Consider the following 17130-nt stretch of genomic DNA (forward strand, 5'->3'; position numbering starts at 1 on the left):
CGGCTTAACGCCGCATCAGAATTGCCCGGAAGGAACCCCTACTTCCCCTTCTTCCCGCCCCTCTTCGCCGCAGCATTCATCGCCGACTTCACCGCTGGCGGCAGCCCTGCCGTCTCGGTTTCCGGTTCGGCGACGGTCCCGCGCCAGTGGGCCAGCCCCTTCATGCCGTGGTAGATCACCAGGGCAGCAGCGGACCCGAGCGCAATGCCCGTGAACTTCAGCTCGCCAATGGTCCAGGTGTAGTCCGCGATGCCGATAATCAGGGCAACAGCAGCCGTGGTCAGGTTTATGGGGTTGGAGAAGTTGACCTTGTTCTGCACCCAGATCTTCACGCCGAGAACGCCGATCATGCCGTACAGCATGGTCGCGGCGCCGCCTAGCACACCGGGCGGGACAGTGGCGATCAGTTCGCCGAATTTCGGGGAGAAGCTCAGCAGGATGGCGAAGACACCAGCCACCCAGTAGGCCGCCGTCGAATAGACCTTGGTGGCGGCCATGACGCCGATGTTCTCCGCATAAGTCGTGGTACCGGAACCGCCGCCGAACCCGGCAAGTACCGTCGCGGCGCCGTCGGCCATCAGCGCGCGGCCGGAGACGCCGTCGAGGTTTTGGCCGGTCATCGCGGCAACCGACTTCACATGCCCCACGTTCTCAGCCACGAGCACCAGCACCACGGGGACGAACAGGCCCACCACGCCGATGTGGAACTCGGGCGTCTGGAACAGCGGCAGGCCAACCCACGCGGCTGCGTCCATCTTTTCGTAGGACACCTCACCGCGCATCATGGCCACGAGATACCCGACCACAACACCCACCAAAATGCTCAGACGCCCCAGAATTCCGCGGAAGAGGACACTGACCAGGATGATCGTCACCAGCGTGATCAGCGCGGTGACGGGAGCGGCGTCGAAGTTTGCCTTCGCGGCTGGCGCGAGATTCAAGCCGATCAGCGCCACAATCGCGCCGGTGACGATCGGCGGCATGAGCCGGTTGATCCATTCGGCGCCAAACTTCTGGACCACCGCACCAATAAGCGCCAGTACGACGCCGGCAAGCACCACGCCGCCCAAGGCGCCGCTAACGCCGTACTGCTGCTGGGACGCCATGATCGGGGCGATGAACGCGAAGCTCGAACCGAGGTAGCTGGGCACCCGGCCCTTGGTGATCACGAGGAACAGTAGCGTTCCGATGCCCGAGAAGAGCAGGGTGGTGGCCGGCGGCATGCCGGTGATGATGGGGACCAGGAAAGTGGCGCCGAACATGGCCACCACGTGCTGCATGCCAATGCCGATGGTCAGGGGCCACGCAAGCCGCTCGTCGGGAGCCACCACGTGGCCGGGGCGAATGGACTTGCCGTTGCCGTGGAGCTTCCATTTGATGCCGAGCATGCTCATGGCGGGGCCTTCCTCAGAAGAGTATTGGGATTCGGTGCAACATTACCGCCAAATGCCCACCCACATGCGGCGCTTTAGCGGGGAACCAGCCTGAACAGGAACTTGGTTTTCACCATCACCCAAAGTATGGCGAGCAAGGCGATATACACGCCGGTGTTCAGCCAGAGGTTCCCGTCCCGCAGCACAGGGATGTTGGCGATGGCCACAATGAAGAACACGTGCATGATGAACACGTACAACGTGGCTTGGCCCAGGGGTATGAAGAACCAGCCAACGGCGCGTGACAACGGCTTCCAAAAGGCACTTAGCAATGCGTACAAGGCGATGGTGATGAGGAAGACGTTGAGCACCCGCCCCGGGCCGAGATAAGTCCGGCTGAAGAAGGTGTCGTAGACGTACCTGAACGTCGTTTCAGGGATAAGCGCGAGCCGGAAGTCCAGTTGGTTGGTCAGATACGGGCCGCTCCAAGAGAAGACGGCACAGGCAGCCGCCAGGAAAATGCACACCCCAAGCAGCCAACGCCGACGCCGATCGGCAAACCACTCGATGATGTGATGTCGATAGAACCCGGCGGTCATTCCCACAACGAACAGGAGCTGCCACACGAGAAGCGGGAAGGAATCCTCGAACTGCGAAGGCAGCAGGCGGAAACGGAAGATCGACCCCGCGATGTAAAGGCCGACGCTGAGCGTGAGGACCAGCCAGGTAAACCCGCGGGAAAGCGCAACGAGGATTAGCGGGCTGATGAGCAAGAGGACGACGTAGAGACCCATGATGTTGAACTGCCACGGCCCAACTTGCAGCAACAGGAGAGCCGGGATGAGCCCCTGCGGGACGGGGAACTGCAGCAGCCCCTCCATGCCTGCGTAGAGGTCATACGTAGTTCCCGCGGCCGCGCGCCCCGCCCCACCGGTTCCTTGATCCGTGAATGTGGTGACTGCTGCGGCGTTGATGAAGGGCAGCAGGCTCAGGCCGTAAACGATCAGGACCACGGCGAGGGCTGTGAAATACAGCTTCCAGGCACGCTTGGTGGTCCCGTCCACTACGTCCCCGAGTTCGGTGGCAATCCGGGGACCATAGACCATGCCCAGGACCACCCCGGAGAGCATGACGAAGAGCTCCGCTCCGGAAACTACTCCGAGGGTCTCTTGGCTCAGCAGTTGGAATACGGAGTTGATGCCAACGTGGTTAACCACCACAAACACGATGGCCAGGCCCCGGAGCATGTCGATCCGCGCATCACGTTTACCCGTGCCGGTGTAGGACCATTTGCTGGCGAAAGCCCGTGAGGACAAGAACCACAACGCCGCCACAGCTACCAGCACTGATCCGGCAGAAGCCCATGCCGCCCAGCCTTGGATGACCGTCCCCGTCTTCGGCTGTGGTGCCTCAATGCCGGGCACGTTGTCCAGGCCCTTCTCGGTGACCGGTCCAATGGTGAGGCCTGAGGTGTCCAACGAGGTTCGGAAGGGGTTGGCCAGCGAGGGTTCGGCGGTAGCCCTCCAATCGATGGGCACCCGGCCAGGATCGCGCACTTCTGTGGTTTCGTTCCAGACCACTGCCCGGACGGACCCATTCCCGGGCTCCGCAACTGAGGCGAAAACCTGGTGCCACCACGTTTCCTTAACATCCAGCTCAGCGGCGCCACCGGCCCCGGGCGAGAAAAAGGCTCCGGTTTCAACCAGAAGAGGCTTGGTCCGGGCTTGCACGTAAGTGCTGTAGAAATTGTCGGTTCCGTCCCCACCACTTGACGCGTGCAGGGCTTCATTGAACTCGCCCGCGGCGGGCAGGGTATTACTGGCCGCGCCGGCGCCCGTTGTGTCGTGGTAAACGGACAGGCCAACCCAGTCCACCACGTCATCGCCCGGGTAATAGGGCTCGAAGGCGGAATCGTCCTGGTCCCAGATGCCGTTCCCGCTGGTGTCCAGCGATGCCAAGGGCACACCCTTGGGAGGGGTGGACGTCGCTACCTGAAAGGGGTAATCCTTCTCTGCGGTCGGAGACCACACCATCACGGGATCCGGCAGGGTGGCCCGGAGTGCTGCGGCTACGTTGTCGAAAGCAGCTCGATAAGCTTCCGGTTCTTGACCCCAGCTGACCCACGGGGCGTTCATTTCCGGTGCGAAGCGGACCAGGACCTTCCCCCGGAAGCCGGCTGCCGCCGTCGTGATTTGACGCGCAAAAGCGGACGCAACGTCCTGGTTGATGTCCTTAAGCGGGATCCCGGGGCGGACCGTGAGCAACGCATGCGAGCCTTGCTCGGCGATCTGGGAGAAGTAGCCCTTCAGGTATTCGCGGCCGCCTTCGTCCACGGGCAAGGACACGTTTTGGCCGTAGAGTGCCGCGGGCGCCCCGAGCCGCTGGGCGTAATCTGCTGCCGAATCCGTGTCCCAGTCCAACAAGGCACCAAAGAACCGCGTTCCGGGATCCTCGACGCCGGGCTGTTGAACGGAGCCCCAGGCCTGCGCGGTTGGCATCAGGAACATCGCCAGAAGCATGGCAAGAACAGCCAGCGCCCGCTGACGGGCCGCTAGGGGAAACGTAGGCATCAGGCCCCTTCTGGTGTCGTCATTCCCACGGCTGAACCTCCCCAAAGCGGCGGCAGCTCGTATGCATGATGCTACCGACTTTTGTGCTGTGCCCAACGTCACGGACCGTCACGGGAAGAGGACAACGGAAGTTGAAGTTGCAACCATGGAAAGCAGAAGTGCCCGGCCGGCTCAGGGGCCAGGGCCCACCGAAAGGTTCACGAAATGACGATCGCCCACGAAGAAGCAGTCATTGACGCCGCAGCAGTCGACGCCATTTTTGCCGAAGCCCGTACCGCCAACAGCTTCGCCGGTGAGGTCACCGACGAGCAGGCCCGCGCCATCTACGAGCTCACCAAGTTCGGCCCCACTGCCTTCAACTCCCAGCCGCTCCGCGTGACCTACGTCCGCTCGGACGATGCCCGAGCCAAGCTGGTAGATGCCCTCTCGCGCGGCAACCAGGCGAAGACAGCCTCCGCGCCGCTGGTCGCCATCCTGTCCTATGACACCGACTGGCAGGGCCAGTGGGACAAGTTCCTGCCCGCCTACGGCGCGCCTAAGGCAATGTACGACGCCGACCCCGCTTTAGCCGCTGCTACTGGCAACAACAACGCACACTTGCAGGCCGGCTACTTCATCCTCGCCGTGCGCTCGCTCGGTTTCGCTGCCGGCCCGATGACCGGCGCCGACTTCGCCGCCATCGACGCCGAATTCTTCCCGGCCGGCGACCAGAAGAGCTTCTTGGTGGTCAACATCGGCCAGCCCGGCCCGGACGCCTGGGGCGAAGCCAAGCCGAAGTTCGCTTACGACGACGTTGTTCGCACCGTCTAGCGTTTCCCGACAGAAACGCCCGCTCACGTTCCGGTGAGCGGGCGTTTTTTGCATTGCCGGCACCCTGGACGCTCTCTCACATCCCTCGGGCTTGGGGCCATCGCTCTCTCACATCCCTCGGGCTTTGGGGCCAATCAGGGCCGGTAGGTGAGAGAAGGATTCGGTTATAGGCGCGGGATGTGAGAGAGCGTCGGCCTTTAAGGGCTGGGATGTGAGAGAGGGATGGGTGCTGGTGGCAAACTATGCCTATGCGGAACCTCATCTGGGTGGCGTTCACGGAGCCCGTCTCGCCGGGGCTGGTCTTTCCGCGCAGCGACTGGCCGCTCCACATCACGCTGTTAAGGTTCGACGTCGGCGCGAACGTGAGTGCCGATGTCGCCGATGTCCTTGCGGACCAGGCCGAAGCGCCGGTCAAGGGTGCGCTTGGTACCCGGCTGAGAGTGGGCGAAGAGGCGGGCTTTGGGCATATGGGGTCCATCCCGGTGAGCCTGATCGAGCACAACCCGCTGCTTCAGGGGTTGCATGAAGAGATCGTGGACGCCGTGAACAGCATCGGCGGGAGGATAGCTACGCCGAACTATGTGATGGAACGCTACCGGCCGCACATCTCGCACCACGACGGCAAGAGACCAAAGTCCGGAGACGCCGTCGTGCTTGACCAAGTAGCCCTGGTGGACATGGCTCCCGAAGGCGACCACACCATCCGCCGCATCCTCAGGCTCTGGACTCAGGACACCAAAACCGGCTGAAGACACGGCAACGGGCTGAAGACACCCATATCCAAGCGTCCTCAGCCCGTCTCAGGGCCCTTAGCGAATATGCGCGTCGCCAGCGGCCGAAGCCGCTGCCATCGCGGCACGAAGGTCACCCACAAGCACTACGCGATAACGCCGTCTACCAGTGCCTTGGCTTCTTTCTGCACCTGCGCCAAGTGGTCCGCGCCCTTGAAGGACTCGGCGTAGATCTTGTACACATCCTCGGTGCCGGAAGGGCGGGCTGCGAACCAGGCATTCTCGGTGACAACCTTCAGGCCGCCGATCGGAGCGCCGTTGCCGGGAGCCTCAGTGAGCTTCGCAGTGATCTCTTCGCCGGCAAGGGAAGTGGCGGTGACATCGGCGGCGGAGAGTTTGCCCAGCTTGGACTTCTGCTCACGGGTAGCGGCGGCGTCGATGCGAGCGTAAACGGGGGAACCGAACTGGTCGGTCAGGCCCTTGTAGAGCTGTGAAGGAGAGGACCCCGTGACGGCCGTGATCTCGGACGCCAGCAGTGCCAGTAGGATGCCGTCCTTGTCCGTGGTCCACACACTGCCGTCGAGCTTGTTGAAGGATGCGCCGGCAGACTCTTCGCCACCGAAGGCACCCTCGCCGGACAGCAGGCCGGGAACGAACCACTTGAAACCAACAGGAACCTCAACCAGTTTGCGCCCAAGTCCGGCAGCAACGCGGTCGATGATCGAGGACGAAACCAGTGTCTTGCCCACGACAGACTCGGGATTCCAGCCACTGCGGTTCCGGTACAGGTAGTCAATGGCGACTGCGAGGTAGTGGTTCGGGTTCATGAGCCCGCCATCGGGGGTGACAATGCCGTGGCGGTCGGCGTCGGCATCGTTCCCGGTGGCGACGTCGTAAGCGGCGGTGCCATCGGCACCTGCGGCCATCCGCTTGATCAGTGACGCCATGGCCGACGGCGACGAGCAATCCATGCGGATCTTCTCGTCCCAGTCGAGGGTCATGAATGCCCACTGCGGATCAACGGTGGGGTTGACCACCGTGAGGTTTAGTTGGTGGCGTTCGCCGATTTCGCCCCAGTAGTCCACGGAGGCGCCGCCCATGGGATCTGCTCCGATGCGGACGCCGGCGTTCCGGATGGCGTCAAGGTTCAGCACGGAAGGGAGGTCGTCAACATAGCTGCTGAGGAAGTCGAACTTGCCGGTGGTGTCAGCGGCCAAGGCGTCGTTCAGGGGCATGCGCTTGACGCCGCGCAGGCCGTTCTCAAGCAGCTGGTTGGCGCGATCGGCGATCCAGCCGGTGGCGTCGGTGTCGGCCGGGCCGCCGTGCGGAGGGTTGTACTTGAAGCCTCCATCGCCTGGCGGGTTGTGGCTGGGGGTGACCACGATGCCGTCAGCCTGGGGAGTGCCTGGCGCAGCTTCGCGGTTGTACTTGAGGATCGCGTGGCTCAGTGCAGGCGTCGGGGTGTAGCCGTGGCGGGCGTCCACCAGGACGGTCACACCATTGGCGGCCAGTACCTCCAATGCGGAGTTCTGTGCCGGCTCGCTCAGGGCATGGGTGTCGCGGCCGATGAACAACGGCCCGGTGATGCCCTGGCGGCCGCGATATTCAACGATTGCCTGCGTGATTGCGAGGATGTGCGGCTCGTTGAAGGACGCCTTCAAACTGGATCCGCGGTGTCCCGACGTTCCAAACGCCACGCGCTGCGCAGGGTCGCCCAAATCCGGAGTGACGTCGAAATACGCGTCCAGCAGGGCTGTGATGTCAACAAGGTCCTGGGGAAGGGCAACTGTGCCCGCTCGGCTAGCCATGGGGTCCAGCATGCCAGACCGCGGCGCAAGCCGGAACGAAATGTCCGTGTTGCGGCCCCTGTGACGCCGAATGGCGGAATCGCGATCGCAAAAGGCTAAAGATTAACCCCTCGTTCAAGAGCGGCTGCTAGCAAAACAACGCTCCGCCCGGTCTTGAACCAGGGCGGAGCGACGTCGTCCAAAGAGCTGCCGAGGGTTAGACGGCGGTGTATCCGCCATCGACGAGTACATACGAACCGGTCATGAAACTGGCCTTGTCGGAGAGGAGGAACGTGGTGACGTTCGCGATCTCCTCGGCCTTGCCCAACCGACCCAGCGGGTGCTTTGCTTCGAGCCCGCTGATGACTTCCTTCGGTGCGGCGGCCAGCAAGGGAGTATCGATGTAGCCGGGGCCGATGGCGTTGACGCGAAGACCCTGTGCGCCGTATTCAGCGGCGGCGTTCTTGGTCAGGCCCACCACGCCGTGCTTGGCTGCGGTGTACGCGGCGTTGCCGGGTGCAGCGACGGCGCCGTGGATTGAGGCCATGTTGACGATGGCGCCCTCGGAGGCTCCGGCGGCCAGGATCGCCGGGACTTGGTAGCGCATGCCGTACAGGACACCGCTCAGGTTGATGGCAATGACCCTGTCCCAGTCTTCGATGTCTACTTCGCCGACCGGGGCGCTGGCTCCGCCGATTCCGGCGTTGTTGACGGCGTAGTTGAGGGCACCATAGGTCTCGATTGCGAAGTCCACGGCTTTCTTGCTGTCCTCGGCCACGGCGGTGTTGCCTTGGAAGGCAACTGCTGTGCCGCCGTCGGCCGTGATCTGGTCAGCCACGCGTGTGGCGGCGTCGAGATTGACGTCCACAACAACAACGTTGACGCCGTTCTTCGCGAGGTCCTTGCTGATCGCTTCTCCGAGTCCCGAGCCGCCGCCAGTGACGAGCGCGGTCTTGCCTTCGAAGTTACCCATGATTCCTCCTTCGCGGGGTTGACCCGCAGATTTCGTAGTTAGCGCTGCTTACGTCGCTATTAATGCCAACCGGGTCCCTTCCCGGCATATTCCATGCATTTGCATGAATCCAGTCACAGCAACGGGCCCTACTTATGCGGTGCCCCCGGCGGCGGTAGTGTTGGGTTCAAAGACCAATCCAGGGGGATTTCTATGTCAGACCAGCCAGCCAGGGGCAACGAGGACAAGCCGTCCGGCTACGAACCGCCGCAGTATGTTCCGCCGGCACAGTTCAGCGCTCCCGAGTCCACCACGCACAATCAGGGCACGCCCGCCGAGTACGCGCCGGAGCAGGGCGCCAACGCTACCCAGCCGCTCCCGCCCTACGAGCAGAGCGCGCACGGGCAGAATCCGTACGCTCAGCCACAGCAGCCCGCCGGCGCGTACGCACCGGGCGACTACAGTCAGCAGCCCCCGTCACCGTACGGTCAGCCGCCGAGCCCCTACCAGCAGCAGGCCTTCAACCAGCAGCCTTACGGTCAGCCGCAGTCGCCGTACGGCCAGCCCGCCTACTACGCCATGCAGGCCGAGCCCAAGGGCCTGAGCATCGCCAGCATGTGCTGCGGCATCGCCGTCTACGTTGGCTTCGGATTCTTCATCCTCCCGCAGATCGCAGCCGTGATCCTGGGTCACCTCGCGCTGAAGCGCGAGCCCGCGGGCAAGGGCATGGCAATAGCCGGCCTGGTGATGGGTTACCTCGGTGTGGCCCTGACGGTGATTTTTGGCATCATTTTCTTCATCGCCATCGGCGCGTCAAGCAGCAGCTATAACAACAGGTTCTAAACCGCATACGACGGCGACCCTTGCGTCAGGTGGGAATCCCACCGAACGCAAGGGTCGCCGTCGTTGTGCCGTCAGCCGGGAAGTCTAGCGAACGCCACCCATCAGTTTCTTGATCGCGGGCGATGCCGCAGCCAGGCCAACAGCCAGGACCACTGCCACGCCGCCGATCCCCAGGAAGTACGGGAGCTCGTCCTCGGGGTTGTAGAGGCCTGCGAGGATGCCGGCCAGTGTGGTGCCGAGCGAGACGGACAGGAAGAACAGGGCCACCATCTGCGTATGGAACGCCTTGGGTGCGAGCTTGGTGCTCACTGACAAGCCGATGGGGGAGAGGAACAGTTCCGCCAGGGTGAACATGAACAGGATGCCCACCAGTGCCAGCAGCGGGGTCTTGCCGTCGCCGGCCAGCGGGATGAACGCAAGGAACGCCAGGCCCATGATGAACAGGCCAGCGGAGAACTTCAGCGGCGAACTGGGCTGCTTGGAGCCCAGCTTGGTCCAGAGTGCAGCCATGACGCCGGCGAAGATGATGATGAACACCGGGTTGATGGACTGGACCCACGCGGCCGGCATTTCCCAGCCGAACAGGTTGCGGTCCAGCTTCTCCTGCGAGTACACGGCAATGAACGTGAACTGCTGCTGGAACAGTGCCCAGAATCCGGCCGATGCGATGAACAAGGGTATGAAGGCCACAACGCGCTTGCGCTCCACACCGGTGACCAACGGGCTGCGGAAGATCAGGAAAAGGTAGATCACGGCGGCACCGATGGCCGCGTAGGCCATGCTCCGGGCCAGGTTGTTGGCGTTGACAATCCCTGTGCCGAGCAGCACGCCGATGACAATCAGGATGCCCAGGAAAATCAGGCCGTACTTGGTGCGGTCCTTCGTCGGCAGCGGATTGGGTACGCGGTGTGCTTCCTCCGGGAGCTTCTTGCGGCCCAGGGAGTAGATGACCAGGCCGATCGCCATACCCACGGCGGCGGCGCCGAAGCCAATGTGGAAGCCGTAGCTGGTCTGCAGCCATCCGGTCACCAGTGGGCCGATCAGCCCGCCGATGTTGATGCCCATGTAGAAGATGGAGAAGCCGGCGTCGCGGCGCTCATCCTTCTCGCCGTACAGGGTGCCCACCAGGGCGGTGGCGTTGGCTTTCAGGCCACCCGAGCCGATGCCCACCAGCACCAAGCCCGCGATCAAGCCAGGGATGCCCGGCAGAAGCGCCAGTGCGATGTGGCCTGCCATGATCATGATGGCAGAACCGAACAGGACCTTTTCGGAGCCGAAGAGACGGTCGGCGAGCCAGGCGCCGAGGATCGTCGACAGGTAAACGCCACCACCGTACGCACCCACCAAACCAGCAGCGAGCCCCTGGTCAATGGAAAGACCGCCCTGCTCGGCGGTGAAGTACATGTAGTAGAGCAGAATGCCCTGCATGCCGTAGAAGGAGAATCGCTCCCACATTTCCACGGAGAAGAGGCTGGCCAACATCTTTGGGTGGCCGAAGAATGACGTATCGCCCGCTGGCTTTGCGGACTCAGCCGTGGTTTGAGGTGTGCTCATTTTCTCAATGCTGGCACTGACTGCGGGCATTGTCACATCGATGAATGCCCGGGGCAACCACTTTCCATATGTTAGACACGAGTCTCATGGGGTCTCGAGGGCGGCTGCCAGCTGGAGAAGCAGCAGTTCAGATCCCATCCGGCCGATGACCTGAATCCCCATGGGCAACCCTGCGGCAGTGGTGTGCACCGGGATGCTGATCGCCGGAAGCCCGCACACGTTCACCATGGAGGACCAGGGCGCGTACTCGCATTGCCTTTTGTAGTCCTCATCCGCGTCGCCGGCCCACTCGCTCGGCCACGGTTCGCCGCTGTGTCCGCCGCCGGTAAACCAGCCGATGGGACGCGGTGTCTGCGCCAACGTCGGCATGAGGATCACGTCCCATGCGGAGTATTGGGTGACCGTGTCGTGCTCGAACTGCCGCAGGAAACCCAGTGCCTCGTTGACCTTCACAGCGCTCCGCTGTTGCGCCCGACGCCGGAACGTCCGGGTCAACGGGGTCAGCAACGCCTCGCGTTGAGGTGCTATCCGGGCACTCCCGACGCCGGCAGTCCAGGCTGTTGTGAACGCTTCCGGATAGCGGTTATCGTAGCGGATTTCCGCTTCAGTGAGGCTGTGACCGGTCTTCTCGAGCAACTCGGCCCCACGTTCCAGAGCGTCCATCGCTTCCGGCTCCACCCCGAACGGATAGACGCCGGCCCAGGGGCTGTCCAGGCTTACCCCGATCCTCAGGGGTTCCGGCGCCCGCCCCACGTTGGCGAGGTAACCGCCGTCGGGCGCTTGATGCTGGGGTACCAGTGCGTCCATCAGCAACGCCGCATCCGCCGCCGTTCTTGCGAGCGGTCCCGCAACCACCAACTTGGCGGCATCTCCCGCGCTGGCCCCGGATGGTACCAACCCGCGTCCCGGCTTCAGCCCCACCAGACCGCAAGCGCCGGCAGGAATGCGGATGGAGCCGCCGCCGTCGGTCCCCGGAGCGAACGGAACAAGTCCCGCGGCCACCGCCGCGGCGCTACCGCCCGAGGATCCACCGGAGCTTCGCGCCAGGGAATGCGGATTGCGCGACGGCGGCGCCACGCGGTTTTCGCTGTAGGCGGTCAGTCCGAACTCTGGAACCTGCGTCTTACCCAGCGAGATGACGCCTTGATCCTTCAGGGCTGCTGCAAGGGCACCGTCCTCCGGCGCAGGCTTATGCTCGAGGGCTGCGCTGCCGTGCGTGGTGGGCACGCCGGCCACATCGGTGAGGTCCTTGAAGGCGATGGGCATGCCGTGAAGCAGCGGCAGCTTTTCGGGGCGGCCCTCCCGGATCAGCTTCGCGTGCAGCTTGTCCGCGGCCGTGGCGTCGGTGAAGGCTTGCTCGGCAGTCACTGTGACAAAGGCGCCCAGTTGCCTGTTCCGGGTTTCGATGGCCGACAGGAAGTGCGATGTTGCCTCCCGCGCTGAGAGTTCCCCCGAAGCCAAGGCATCGCGGAGCGCTACAGCTGTGAGTCGTGAAAGGTCCTGCGATGAGGGATCAACCAAGGAAACGCGACTCCAACCGTTCCTCCACAGCGACAGCGTCCACACTCTCGCCGGCGCCTGCAGTCACCCGGAAGGCGGCCTTGTTCTTCACTTCGGACACCACTTCCGCGAGTTCCGTGCCCCGGTAAACCAGCCCCACGCCGTCGTCCGTGCAGTGCGTCTCACCGAGCGTTCCGTTGGCCACCAACCTGTGGATGGCGGGTGCCCGACGTGGTTCGGAGTCGTAGTGGACGCCGTTGCCATAGGGGAGGAAACCGAGCGCGTTGGTGACAGGCTTGAGTTCCGGACCAAAGGAATCGGTGACGCCGCCTTGGTACCAACAGATGGACCCGGCCGAGACGCCGGCCAGCACTACGCCGCTTTCCCAGGCCTTCCGCAAAATTCCGTCCAGATCGTGAGCCCGCCAAACTGCCAGGAGGTTCACCACCGACCCACCGTTCACCCACACCACGTCCTGCTCCAGAAGGTGCGCTTCCGGGTCCTCGATGTTGGGCATCGTGAAGAGGCTGAGGTGGCTGAAGTCGAACCCCGCAATGCGTGCTGCCTGATCCATTTCAGCCGCCCACCAGCGCTGATCACCCGACGCCGTACCGATGTGTGTCACCCGCGGCGCACGGCCGGAGACGCCGGACAACTCCACGGCGTAATGCATCAGGTGGTTGAACTCGATCCTGGTGCGTTCGCCGGGCTTGTATCCACCGGACGTTGCCAGAATGGTCGGCTGCCCAGTAGCCATTGGGGGTACTCCTAACGGGCCGAGGGTGGGTGGCTTCCGTCCCAGTCTTAACGTCCGGGCGTCGGGAAGCAAGGGCGGGCTTTCCGTGAAGTTACGGTGTCACGCCTCGGGGACTAGGCTGGATGCTGGACTTAATCGATGGGAAGGGACCGCCATGAGCGACTTCGATACCGTGCCTGTGGGCGACATTCCGGCCGACGCCAGCATTCTGGACGTCCGCGAAGATTACGAGTGGGTGGCCGGGCACGCCGAAGGTGCACGCCACATTCCCATGGACCAACTGCCCGCGCGCTTGGAAGAACTCGATCCTGACGACGACCTGTTCGTCATCTGCCGGACCGGAGGCCGCTCCTTCCGGGCGGTGCAATGGCTGGTGGGCCAAGGCTACTCTGCCGTCAACGTTGCCGGCGGCATGGACATGTGGTTTGAGGCCGGAAAGCCGATGGTGTCAGACAACGGGCTCAAACCGGTTGTCCTGTAACCCACGTATATAACCAGCAAGGAATATTTCGGATGTCCGCAGTCACCTACACGTTCCTCGGCCCCCAAGGCACCTTCACCGAGGCTGCGCTCATGCAGGTGCCGGGTGCTGCCGACGCCACACGCATCCCCTGCACCAACGTCAACACAGCGCTGGAGCGGGTCCGTGCCGGCGAGGCGGATGCGGCCATGGTCCCCATCGAGAACTCGGTGGAGGGCGGGGTCACAGCCACCCTGGACGCGATCGCCACAGGCCAAGAGCTCCGGATCATCCGTGAGGCCTTGGTTCCCATCACCTTCGTGCTCGTGGCGAGGCCCGGCGTCGAGCTTTCAGACATCAAACGGATCTCGACGCACGGCCATGCGTGGGCGCAATGCCGTTTGTGGGTGGATGAGCACCTTCCGAACGCCGATTACGTTCCGGGATCGTCGACGGCGGCGTCCGCCATGGGCCTGCTGGAGGACGACGCTCCCTATGAGGCCGCCATCTGTGCCCCGTTGATTGCTGCCGAACAACCGGGCCTGAACGTTCTGGCCGAGGACATCGGAGACAACCCCGACGCGGTCACGCGGTTCATCCTGGTGAGTCGACCCGGTGCCCTGCCCGAGCGAACCGGGGCAGACAAGACCACCGTGGTGGTGCCCCTGCCGGAGGATCACCCCGGTGCGCTCATGGAAATACTGGACCAGTTCGCCTCCCGCGGAGTGAACCTCAGCCGCATCGAATCTCGCCCCACTGGACAGTACCTGGGCCACTACTTCTTCAGCATCGACGCCGACGGACACGCCACCGATTCGCGGGTGGCCGACGCCCTTGCCGGCCTCCACCGGATCAGTCCGGCAACCCGGTTCCTGGGCTCCTACGCCCGAGCGGACAAGCAGCCGGCCGTGGTTGCCCCGCACACATCGGACGCTGCTTTCGCCTCGGCTCACGCATGGGTGGATTCAATTCTTAAGGGCTCGTAGGCGCTGTCCACAGGCAGAACGGCGGCCCTTTCGCAAGGATGCTTCTGTGCGTATGCTTGCCTGATCCATAAACGATGGATGAATGCCAAATGAAGGGAGCGGTCATGACGGTCCACAGCGATGACAAAGACGGCCAGGGCATGATCGTCAATCCCAAGCCTTCAAGTGAAAACAAAGATGACTGGGACGGCGACGATGCTGATCGTGCGGATCGCCTGCGTTTTGAAGAAGAACAAGCCATGATCAAGGAGCAGTCCGAGGCTCGGGCTGCCGCCAAGGCCGCGGCCGAAGAAGCCGAGAGTAAAGCGGCTCAACCTGAAAAAGGCGCTGTCTAGGCGGTCTTGGCCTTCGGTACGCGCACCAACAATGACCCTGGCGCCACCTGGACGGTGACCGTCGTCGCCTCACCCGACGGGTCGCCGTCGAGCTGGGTAGCCATCGGTTCCTGACTGCGGATGGTGACTTTACCGGAGCGGTAGAAGCTCATCATCGGCAAGTTGGCGTTGTGCTTGAACAGGACTTTTGTGTACATTGCGAGCCAGCCGAAGGCGCTGCGCGGGCTCATCACCACAATGTCCAACATGCCGTCGTCGATCATGGCCTGCGGGATGAAGTCGATGCCGCCTGGAATCAATCCACAGTTGGCGAACAGCACGCTGCGTATCTTCCGTGTCTGCTCGGGCTGGTCATCCATGGTGATGGTGACGCGTTTGCGGCGACCAGGAAGGTGACGGACGCCGGCCTCGGTGTAAGCCAGCCAGCCGACGCTCTTCTTGAGGTTGTCCCTGGTGTCGCCAACAACCTCGGCGTCCAAGCCCATGCCCGCGATAACCAGGAACGTGTGCTCGGCAGACTCACCGGTGATGTCGTTGTCGATGCCCATGGTGGCGGTGTCAATGAAACGCTGGTGGCCGAACAACGCAACCTGAATGCAGTCCGCGATGTCCGTGACATCCAGGTCAACGTTGCGCGCCAGCAGGTTTCCGGTGCCCAACGGGATGAGGCCCATGGCCACGTTCTTGTGCGCCAGGCATTCAGCCACGACGCGCACTGTACCGTCGCCGCCGCACGCAAGGACGACGTCGGCTCCGTAGGCCAGCGCTTGGCGCGACTGGCCATAGCCGGGATCGTCCACGGTGGTTTCAAAAAACTTGGGCGCGTCCCAACCGGCAAGATCGCAGGCGTCAATAATGGCCTGGCGGGCTACTTCCGCGTTGTTTTTCACCGGATTCAGGATCACAGCAACCCGCTGATCCCCGGGGCCCGGCTTGTGGGCGTCCTCGCGAACCGCGCTCCTGATGTGGCGGGCTTTCAATCGGCGCACACCCCACCAACTGGAGACGGCAAACGCCACGCCCCCAGCGAGAATCAGGTACAGGATCCAGTCGCTCATGTGCTCCAACACTATCGTCCTGGGCACTACTGAATTTCCCCGATTGGTGGGACGCCAGACTCGTGGAGGGCCTGGCTCCGGGAAGTCGCAGCCGATTCGATACTCTTGTCTGGTGATCGACGTAAAAGACCTCAGCGAAAATCCGGACAAGTTCCGTGCCAGCCAGCGCGCCCGTGGCGCCGACGAGTCCGTTGTGGACGCGATCATCTCCGCTGACTCCGATCGCCGCGCTGCCCTGATCCGGCATGAAACCCTCCGCGCCGAGCAGAACGCCTTCGGCAAAAAGGTGGCACAGGCCAAGGGCGAGGAAAAGCAGGCCCTGCTGGCCGAGGTCAAGGAACTCGCCAACTCGGTCAAGGCCGCTTCTGCTGAAGCCGCAGCTGCACAGGCCAAGCAGGAAGAGCTGCTCCGCGTCATCCCCAACCTGGTGGTGGACGGTGTCCCCGAGGGCGGCGAGGATGACTACGTTGTGGTCAAGACCGTGGGTACGCCGCGTGAGTTCACGGACTTCGAGCCGAAGGATCACCTTGAAATCGGTGAGCTGATCGGCGCGATCGACATGGAACGCGGTGCCAAGGTCTCCGGTTCACGTTTCTACTTCCTCCGTGGCGTCGGTGCCCGGTTGGAAATGGCGCTGCTGCAGATGGCCATGGAGCAGGCCATCGACGCTGGCTTCGTCCCCATGATCACCCCCACTTTGGTGCGTCCCGAGACCATGCAGGGCACCGGTTTTGATGTAAAGCACGACGCCGAGATCTACCGTCTCGCTGAAGACGACCTTTACCTTGTGGGAACCTCGGAGGTGGCCCTCGCCGGCTACCACGCAGATGAGATTCTGGACTTTTCCGCGGGCCCCATCCGCTACGCCGGCCAGAGCTCCTGCTACCGCCGTGAGGCCGGTTCGCACGGCAAGGACACCCGAGGCATCATCCGCGTGCACCAGTTCAACAAGGTGGAGATGTTCATCTACACCACCGTTGAGGAAGCAGCGGCCGAGCACGAGCGCCTGCTGGCCTGGGAAGAGGAGATGCTTGCCAAGTGCGAGCTTCCTTACCGGGTGATCGACACCGCCGCCGGTGACCTGGGAATGTCCGCAGCCCGCAAGTTCGACTGTGAAGCCTGGGTCCCCACGCAGAACGCCTACCGTGAGCTCACCTCTACGTCCAACTGCACCACGTTCCAGGCACGCCGCCTCAACATCCGCGAACGCGTGATCAACGACGAAGGAGTTGCCAAGGGAACCCGCGCCGTTGCCACGCTGAACGGCACCCTGGCCACCACGCGCTGGATCGTTGCCATCCTCGAGCACCACCAGAACCCGGACGGCTCCGTCAACGTTCCCAAGGCACTGCAGAAGTACCTTGGCGGGCTTGAGGTTCTGCCGGTTCTCTAGTTTTTCGGCCGACACTCACCT

15 protein-coding genes are annotated in these 17130 nt (G+C 63.3%); 7 read left to right on the top strand and 8 right to left on the bottom strand.

Annotated elements, in window-relative coordinates; translation table 11 throughout:
- Positions 1-38: 38 nt before the first annotated feature.
- Both ARUE_RS00450 and opgC read right to left on the bottom strand, forming a co-directional pair.
- Positions 39-1394, bottom strand: a complete 1356-nt coding sequence (locus ARUE_RS00450) for a uracil-xanthine permease family protein (RefSeq protein ID WP_014920338.1) — start codon at positions 1392-1394, stop codon at positions 39-41.
- Positions 1395-1468: 74 nt separating this feature from the next.
- Complete coding sequence (gene opgC / locus ARUE_RS00455) at positions 1469-3943, bottom strand: OpgC domain-containing protein (RefSeq protein ID WP_014920339.1); 2475 nt, start codon at positions 3941-3943, stop codon at positions 1469-1471.
- A gap of 204 nt (positions 3944-4147) precedes the next feature.
- On the opposite strand from opgC, the gene ARUE_RS00460 reads away from it, so the two are divergent.
- Both ARUE_RS00460 and ARUE_RS00465 read left to right on the top strand, forming a co-directional pair.
- On the top strand, positions 4148-4753 hold the full coding sequence (locus tag ARUE_RS00460; RefSeq protein WP_014920340.1) for a malonic semialdehyde reductase: 606 nt from the start codon (positions 4148-4150) through the stop codon (positions 4751-4753).
- 248 nt (positions 4754-5001) lie between these two features.
- Complete coding sequence (locus ARUE_RS00465) at positions 5002-5502, top strand: 2'-5' RNA ligase family protein (protein ID WP_014920341.1); 501 nt, start codon at positions 5002-5004, stop codon at positions 5500-5502.
- Between the two features lie 128 nt (positions 5503-5630).
- On the opposite strand, the gene pgm is transcribed toward ARUE_RS00465, so the two are convergent.
- Positions 5631-7292: a phosphoglucomutase (alpha-D-glucose-1,6-bisphosphate-dependent) gene (gene pgm / locus ARUE_RS00470; RefSeq protein ID WP_238324454.1), complete on the bottom strand. Its 1662-nt coding sequence runs from the start codon at positions 7290-7292 to the stop codon at positions 5631-5633.
- Between the two features lie 196 nt (positions 7293-7488).
- Positions 7489-8244 carry an SDR family NAD(P)-dependent oxidoreductase gene (locus ARUE_RS00475; protein WP_011772873.1) on the bottom strand — a complete coding sequence of 252 codons (756 nt, stop codon included), beginning with the start codon at positions 8242-8244 and terminating at the stop codon, positions 7489-7491.
- 192 nt (positions 8245-8436) lie between these two features.
- Here ARUE_RS00475 and ARUE_RS00480 point away from each other — a divergent pair, with 192 nt between their 5' ends.
- Positions 8437-9066 carry a DUF4190 domain-containing protein gene (locus tag ARUE_RS00480; protein ID WP_014920342.1) on the top strand — a complete coding sequence of 210 codons (630 nt, stop codon included), beginning with the start codon at positions 8437-8439 and terminating at the stop codon, positions 9064-9066.
- An 84-nt stretch (positions 9067-9150) separates the two neighbouring features.
- On the opposite strand, the gene ARUE_RS00485 is transcribed toward ARUE_RS00480, so the two are convergent.
- From ARUE_RS00485 to ARUE_RS00495, 3 genes are read right to left on the bottom strand one after another with little or no spacing between them, the layout of a single operon-like run.
- Positions 9151-10650: a peptide MFS transporter gene (locus ARUE_RS00485; protein WP_014920343.1), complete on the bottom strand. Its 1500-nt coding sequence runs from the start codon at positions 10648-10650 to the stop codon at positions 9151-9153.
- Positions 10651-10704: 54 nt separating this feature from the next.
- A complete protein-coding gene (locus tag ARUE_RS00490) occupies positions 10705-12141 on the bottom strand; it encodes an amidase (RefSeq protein ID WP_014920344.1) in 1437 nt (478 codons plus the stop codon).
- The gene (locus tag ARUE_RS00495) at positions 12134-12877 is read right to left on the bottom strand and encodes a Type 1 glutamine amidotransferase-like domain-containing protein (protein ID WP_014920345.1); all 744 of its coding nucleotides are present in this window, start codon (positions 12875-12877) and stop codon (positions 12134-12136) included. Before ARUE_RS00495 ends, ARUE_RS00490 begins: the two co-directional genes overlap by 8 nt.
- 154 nt (positions 12878-13031) lie before the next feature.
- Here ARUE_RS00495 and ARUE_RS00500 point away from each other — a divergent pair, with 154 nt between their 5' ends.
- The 3 genes from ARUE_RS00500 (at position 13032) to ARUE_RS00510 (ending at position 14658) form a co-directional block, all read left to right on the top strand.
- Entirely contained in the window at positions 13032-13358 is a 327-nt protein-coding gene (locus ARUE_RS00500) for a rhodanese-like domain-containing protein (RefSeq protein WP_011772877.1), read from the top strand.
- Positions 13359-13390: 32 nt separating this feature from the next.
- Positions 13391-14323 (top strand): prephenate dehydratase, encoded by a 933-nt coding sequence (pheA, locus tag ARUE_RS00505; RefSeq protein WP_011772878.1) that lies wholly within the window; start codon positions 13391-13393, stop codon positions 14321-14323.
- 104 nt (positions 14324-14427) lie between these two features.
- Positions 14428-14658, top strand: a complete 231-nt coding sequence (locus ARUE_RS00510) for a hypothetical protein (protein WP_043470919.1) — start codon at positions 14428-14430, stop codon at positions 14656-14658.
- On the opposite strand, the gene ARUE_RS00515 is transcribed toward ARUE_RS00510, so the two are convergent.
- Positions 14655-15716 (bottom strand): diacylglycerol/lipid kinase family protein, encoded by a 1062-nt coding sequence (locus ARUE_RS00515; protein WP_011772879.1) that lies wholly within the window; start codon positions 15714-15716, stop codon positions 14655-14657. The genes ARUE_RS00510 and ARUE_RS00515 overlap by 4 nt on opposite strands.
- A gap of 112 nt (positions 15717-15828) precedes the next feature.
- Here ARUE_RS00515 and serS point away from each other — a divergent pair, with 112 nt between their 5' ends.
- Entirely contained in the window at positions 15829-17109 is a 1281-nt protein-coding gene (gene serS / locus ARUE_RS00520) for a serine--tRNA ligase (RefSeq protein ID WP_014920347.1), read from the top strand.
- Positions 17110-17130: the final 21 nt, after the last annotated feature.

The organism is Arthrobacter sp. Rue61a, assembly GCF_000294695.2.
Classification (GTDB): domain Bacteria; phylum Actinomycetota; class Actinomycetes; order Actinomycetales; family Micrococcaceae; genus Arthrobacter; species Arthrobacter aurescens_A.

Bases quoted from the DNA above. Each gene is read 5' to 3' on its own strand.
- ARUE_RS00510 (WP_043470919.1), top strand. From the start codon at position 14,428: ATGACGGTCCACAGCGATGACAAAGACGGCCAGGGCATGATCGTCAAT.
- opgC (WP_014920339.1), bottom strand. From the start codon at position 3,943: ATGCCTACGTTTCCCCTAGCGGCCCGTCAGCGGGCGCTGGCTGTTCTT.
- ARUE_RS00465 (WP_014920341.1), top strand. From the start codon at position 5,002: ATGCGGAACCTCATCTGGGTGGCGTTCACGGAGCCCGTCTCGCCGGGG.
- ARUE_RS00495 (WP_014920345.1), bottom strand. From the start codon at position 12,877: ATGGCTACTGGGCAGCCGACCATTCTGGCAACGTCCGGTGGATACAAG.
- ARUE_RS00460 (WP_014920340.1), top strand. From the start codon at position 4,148: ATGACGATCGCCCACGAAGAAGCAGTCATTGACGCCGCAGCAGTCGAC.
- pheA (WP_011772878.1), top strand. From the start codon at position 13,391: ATGTCCGCAGTCACCTACACGTTCCTCGGCCCCCAAGGCACCTTCACC.
- ARUE_RS00475 (WP_011772873.1), bottom strand. From the start codon at position 8,244: ATGGGTAACTTCGAAGGCAAGACCGCGCTCGTCACTGGCGGCGGCTCG.
- ARUE_RS00515 (WP_011772879.1), bottom strand. From the start codon at position 15,716: ATGAGCGACTGGATCCTGTACCTGATTCTCGCTGGGGGCGTGGCGTTT.
- ARUE_RS00480 (WP_014920342.1), top strand. From the start codon at position 8,437: ATGTCAGACCAGCCAGCCAGGGGCAACGAGGACAAGCCGTCCGGCTAC.
- ARUE_RS00500 (WP_011772877.1), top strand. From the start codon at position 13,032: ATGAGCGACTTCGATACCGTGCCTGTGGGCGACATTCCGGCCGACGCC.
- ARUE_RS00450 (WP_014920338.1), bottom strand. From the start codon at position 1,394: ATGAGCATGCTCGGCATCAAATGGAAGCTCCACGGCAACGGCAAGTCC.
- pgm (WP_238324454.1), bottom strand. From the start codon at position 7,292: ATGGCTAGCCGAGCGGGCACAGTTGCCCTTCCCCAGGACCTTGTTGAC.
- ARUE_RS00485 (WP_014920343.1), bottom strand. From the start codon at position 10,650: ATGCCCGCAGTCAGTGCCAGCATTGAGAAAATGAGCACACCTCAAACC.